This window comes from Reyranella sp. (genome assembly GCF_052439685.1).
Taxonomy (GTDB): domain Bacteria; phylum Pseudomonadota; class Alphaproteobacteria; order Reyranellales; family Reyranellaceae; genus Reyranella.
Genome location: NZ_JBQVQG010000009.1, coordinates 61,335 through 66,449, shown reverse-complemented (window position 1 = coordinate 66,449; position 5,115 = coordinate 61,335). Strand labels below are relative to the sequence as shown.

Genomic DNA, 5,115 nt, shown 5'->3' with positions numbered 1-5,115 from the left:
AACAGGGCCTGGGTGCGCCCGTTCATCTGCAGCGGGTCGCCGCCTTCGCGCTGCTGAATCTCGCCGAGGAAAGTACCGGCCGGGCGGCAGGTCGAGGTGGCGCTCAGCCCGCCGAAATTGACGCCCGGATAGCGCAGGCAGATCTGGGTGATCTGCTGGCCGCTCGAATCGCTGGTGTTCTCGACCGTCCACTGGCCCTGGAAGATGCGCCGCTGGCCGACCATCCAGACGAGGTCGCGACCGTCCGCGGTCGAATAGTGGATCTGGGCCGGGCCGGGGCCGCGGGTCCACAGCCAGGTGTGGTTGCGCATCGCCCGCGCCGCGCCGTGCACGGTCGAATTCTCCGCCGCATAGTCGATTCCGGGCATCGGGGTGGCCGGGTTCGTCGGGGCGTCCGAGGGCTGGCTGCAGGCAACCAGCGCGAGTGCCAGGGAAGCGGGGACGAAGGCGGAGCGAAGGGACATAAGGGGCTTTCCTCGGGGATCTACGGGGCTTGGGTCGCCCTCCGTGAGGCATACCATATGTAGAAGCGCAAGGGGGACATGCGATAAGGCGGGATTCGAGGCTGGTTTTTGCGAGCCGGGTTGTCTACTAACCCCCGTTCTTTGCAAGAAGCAGCTGCCAGGAGGATTGGCCCCTATGCGTGTCTACTACGATCGTGATGCCGACGTGAACCTGATCAAGGGCAAGAAAGTCCTGATCGTCGGCTACGGCAGCCAGGGTCATGCCCACGCCATGAACCTTCGTGATTCGGGCGTGAAGGATGTGCGCATCGCGCTCAAGGCCGGATCCGCCACAATCAAGAAGGCCGAGGGCGCCGGCTTTACCGTCATGACGCCGGCCGAGGGCGCCAAGTGGGCCGACATCGTCATGATGCTGACCCCGGACGAGCTGCAGTCGGACATCTACAACGCCGACCTCGACGCGAACATGAAGCAGGGTGCGGCCCTGGCTTTCGCGCACGGCCTCAATGTCCACTTCAACCTGCTGACGCCGCGCGCCGACCTCGACGTGTTCATGATCGCGCCGAAGGGCCCCGGCCACACCGTGCGCTCCGAGTATGTGCGCGGCGGTGGCGTTCCCTGCCTGGTGGCGGTGGCGCAGAATTCCTCGGGCAACGCGCTCGAGATCGCGCTGAGCTATTCGTCGGCGGTGGGCGGCGGTCGCGCCGGCACCATCGAGACCTCGTTCAAGGAAGAATGCGAGACCGACCTGTTCGGCGAGCAGGTCGTCCTGTGCGGCGGCCTGGTCGAGCTGATCAAGGCCGGCTACGAGACGCTGGTCGAGGCGGGCTACGCGCCGGAGATGGCGTACTTCGAGTGCCTGCACGAGGTGAAGCTGATCGTCGACCTCATCTTCGAGGGCGGCATCGCCAACATGAACTACTCGATCTCCAACACCGCCGAGTACGGCGAGTACAAGACCGGCCCGCGCATCGTGACCGCCGAGACCAAGGCCGAGATGAAGCGCGTGCTGGAAGACATCCAGTCGGGCCGCTTCGCCCGCGACTGGATGCTGGAGAACAAGGTCAACCAGGCTTCCTTCAAGGCCACGCGCAAGCGCATGTCGGAGCACCCGATCGAGGAGATCGGCGAAAAGCTCCGCGCCATGATGCCGTGGATCAAGGAAAAGGCCCTGGTGGACAAGGCCAAGAACTAAGGCGCTCCGCGCTCAAACGAAACGGGCCCCACTGGGGCCCGTTTTTTATTGCGTGTCATCCCGAGCGCAGAGAGGGGTGGCGTCACGTTCGATGTGCACCAGTTCGTCGAGAAGAACCTCGGCAGGCGATCTGCAGGCAAGGTACTTTCGGGGTGTCTCGTTGTAGGCTGCGATGCAGGCGTGGAAGGTGCGATCGTCGATGGTGTCGAACGCCGAGAGGGAAGAAGCCAGCGGACACGGCTGAGCCGAACTCCAGTCCGGCGGTCCCTCGAAGGTGAAATCTACACCGAGAATGGCGACGATATCCCCTTCGTGCGTCCCGCGATCTTTCGAACGTCTGGGCGATGCAAAGCTGAAACGGTGACCAGATAGTCGTACCAATCAAGATTGTCAGTCGCGCCGCGACGTGCCTAGGTTCTATTGCAGCGTCGGTACTAATCGTCGCAACCGGGAGTTCCAATTTGCCAGGCGGATTCGCTTCAGCCCCAATGTCGAAGATGATTTCGCCGACCCTGCTCCTGCGCGGATGCTCTCGGTCGATCTATTACAGGGCTCGAACGCGATGAATCGCAAGCAACGTCGTGCTGGTGGACGGTCGTCATCGACTAATCAGACATCGGGCGCAGGCATCCAGGACATGTTCGCCGATGCCATCAGGCATCATCAGGCCGGACGACTAGCCGAAGCCGCGCGTCGTTACCATCAAGCCCTCAGCGTCAAACCGGACTTTCCCGAAGCGCTCAACAATCTCGGCAATATTCTAGCCAGCTCCTCGAGGCTGGACGATGCCGTGATGCATTATCGAAAGGCTCTCGAGTTCAGGCCGAACTATGCCGACGCTCATAAGAATCTGGGCGGTGCCCTGTTGCAACAGGGCAAGCTTGCCGATGCGGCGGCCAGCTACCGAAAGACCCTGCACCTCAGCGCGAACAACGTTGAGGTCTTGCTGAACTTGGGCAACATACTGGGTGAACTGGGGAAGCCGGATGAGGCGATAGATTGCTATCGCAAAGCGCTCGCCGTCAGGGCGGATTTTCCGTTGGCATATAACAACCTGGGGGTCACTCTCTGCAGTCTCGGTCGACTTGATGAGGCGATCGCTTGCTACCTCCGCGCGCTCAAGATCGACCCGAATCTTGTCATGACTCTCAACAATCTTGCCTCGGCGTTCATCGCGCTGAGCAAACCTGCGGCTGCATTGGATGTCGCGAAACGATCCTTGCAGATCCATGAATCAGACGACGCCAAAGCCATTTTTGTTTCCTGCCTCAGTCACATGCAGGGCGTGGCGGACCAACAGCTCCGACCGATTATGGTCCGCGCTCTGTCCGAATGCTGGGGATGGCCACACGCTCTTGCGCGAGTTGGCATTGATCTCGTCAAGCTTGACCCTGACATCGCTGAATGCGTTGCACGAGCAGGTGAGGCCTGGCCTCGACCATTGCCGGCGCAAACTCTGTTCGGGGCAAACTGCCTTGCGGCCCTAGCTGCCGACTCACTGCTGTCCGCTCTACTCGATGCCGCGCCGATCGGCGATGTCGAGATTGAGCGTTTCTTGACAATGGCTCGTCGCGTCCTGCTCGATGCTACTTGCGAAGTGAGCGAATCCACCGACGGGATTGGCTTCTACAGCGCTCTGGCGCGACAGTGCTTCATCAATGAGTATGTCTTTTCCGTCTCTTCCGAAGAAGTCCGGAAGGCAGAGGATTTGCGAATTCTGCTTGCGGCGGCGTTGGAGGCTGACGCGCCAGTGCCGCCTCTGTGGCTGGCGGCGGCCGCAGCCTACTTCCCCCTTTTCTCGATTCCGCACTCCAATCGACTTCTCGAGAGAGTGTGGCCGGAGGAGATCTGGACAATTCTGACACAACAGGTCCGCGAGCCTGCGGAGGAGCACCGCATAGGCGCCACCGTTGCCCAATTGACCAGCATCGAGGACGACGTCTCGCGGCTTGTTCAACGTCAGTATGAAGAAAATCCCTATCCACGCTGGATCAGGGTTCCGCTCCCTCACAAGAAGACAGACAGTATAGAGGAAAATCTGCGTCAGATGTTTCCGTTGGCGGATCTCGACCGCTCACCGGAAGGCAGCAAACAGGAAATCCTGGTAGCGGGCTGCGGTACTGGCCAACAACCCATCCGAACAGCGCACCAATTCCCCAAGGCTCGGATTCTGGCGATCGACCTGAGCAGAAGCAGTCTCGCCTACGCCATCAGGAAGACGCGCGAGGCGGGCCTGTCGTCGATCGAATATGCCCAGGCGGACCTGTTGAAGCTGGGCTCGCTTCCCAGACAGTTCGACGTCATCGAAGCCGGCGGAGTGCTCCACCATCTAGCCGATCCATGGATGGGATGGCGGGCTCTCTTGTCACGACTTCGTCCTGGCGGGTTCATGTTTGTCGGCCTCTATAGCAGCATCGCGCGACAACAACTGGTTGGCCTACGGCAATCCATTTCCGCACAGGGCTATGGGACGACCGCGGAAGAGATACGCCGATGGCGCCAGGACTTCCTGAATGCAAACACTGGAGTTGGATTCGCGGATGGACGTCCCTCGGATCTGTTCACGATCAGCAGTTGCCGCGATCTTCTGTTTCATGTTCAGGAGCACCACGTAGCGCTGGCCGAGGTCGAGAAGTTTCTCGAGGAGAATAATTTGACCTTTCTGGGGTTCGACGTCGCCGCCGGCGTTCTGCAGTCTTACAGAATGCGCTTCCCACACGATCGAGCAGCGACCAATCTCACGCAATGGCAAGCTTTTGAGCGTGAGAATCCTGAAACGTTTGTCGGCATGTACCAATTCTGGATTCGGAAAAAGTAAGTGCGCCGTTCGCCCTGGGAGCCGACAAGGCTATGACGTAGCCGCCTTCATAGCCTTGCCGCGATGCCGCTCGTTCAGCCCGCACATCGCCATCGCTGGCCATCCGAGCAAAAAGCCCCGCAAGACATCAGTCGATCGCCGCGTGACGCGCCATATCGGCTACACGATCAGCCGGCACTGCCGGGAATGCATCGAGGAAGGCTCGGCTGGCTCGAGGGGTGGCCGCTAGGGTCTTTCCGATTGAGATGGAATCACCGTCACCCCCAACCTCATGCTGAGCGACCGTGGTGGCGGTCAAGCGTTTGCCCATGGCTTTCTGTCCCTGAGGATGGCGTTGAGGATGGTCACGAGCTTGCGCATGCAAGCGACGATGGCGACCTTGGCGGGCTTTCCGGCGGCGCGCAGGCGATGATAGGTCAGCGCTAAGGGCAGCTTGTGGCGGATGGAGACGAGGATGCTCATGTAGAGGGCAGCCCGGACGACGGGTCGTCCGCCCGCGATGGTACGGCGGCCCCGCAAGGTGCCGCTGTCGCGATTGAACGGGGCAACGCCGGTCAGGGAAGCGATCTCGCGTCGGCCGAGGCGCCCCAGTTCAGGCAGTTCGGCGATCAGGGTGCGGGCGATCCTGGGTCCGATAC

At 61.1% G+C, this 5,115-nt stretch carries 4 protein-coding genes; 2 read left to right on the top strand and 2 right to left on the bottom strand.

The window, feature by feature from the left end; translation table 11 throughout:
- Positions 1 to 464 (bottom strand): hypothetical protein (locus tag ACT6UX_RS13980; RefSeq protein ID WP_444775764.1); only part of this gene is annotated, 464 nt, incomplete at its 3' end.
- A gap of 175 nt (positions 465 to 639) precedes the next feature.
- On the opposite strand from ACT6UX_RS13980, the gene ilvC reads away from it, so the two are divergent.
- Positions 640 to 1,659, top strand: a complete 1,020-nt coding sequence (ilvC, locus tag ACT6UX_RS13975) for a ketol-acid reductoisomerase (protein ID WP_444775763.1) — start codon at positions 640 to 642, stop codon at positions 1,657 to 1,659.
- A 406-nt stretch (positions 1,660 to 2,065) separates the two neighbouring features.
- Positions 2,066 to 4,477: a tetratricopeptide repeat protein gene (locus ACT6UX_RS13970; protein WP_444775762.1), complete on the top strand. Its 2,412-nt coding sequence runs from the start codon at positions 2,066 to 2,068 to the stop codon at positions 4,475 to 4,477.
- 294 nt (positions 4,478 to 4,771) lie between these two features.
- Here ACT6UX_RS13970 and ACT6UX_RS13965 read toward each other — a convergent pair.
- Positions 4,772 to 5,115, bottom strand: a 344-nt coding sequence (locus tag ACT6UX_RS13965; protein ID WP_444775761.1) for a transposase, incomplete at its 5' end; no start/stop codon positions are given.

What these genes read in the sequence shown, in the direction of transcription:
- ilvC (WP_444775763.1), top strand. Translation starts at nt 640, where the DNA reads ATGCGTGTCTACTACGATCGTGATGCCGACGTGAACCTGATCAAGGGC.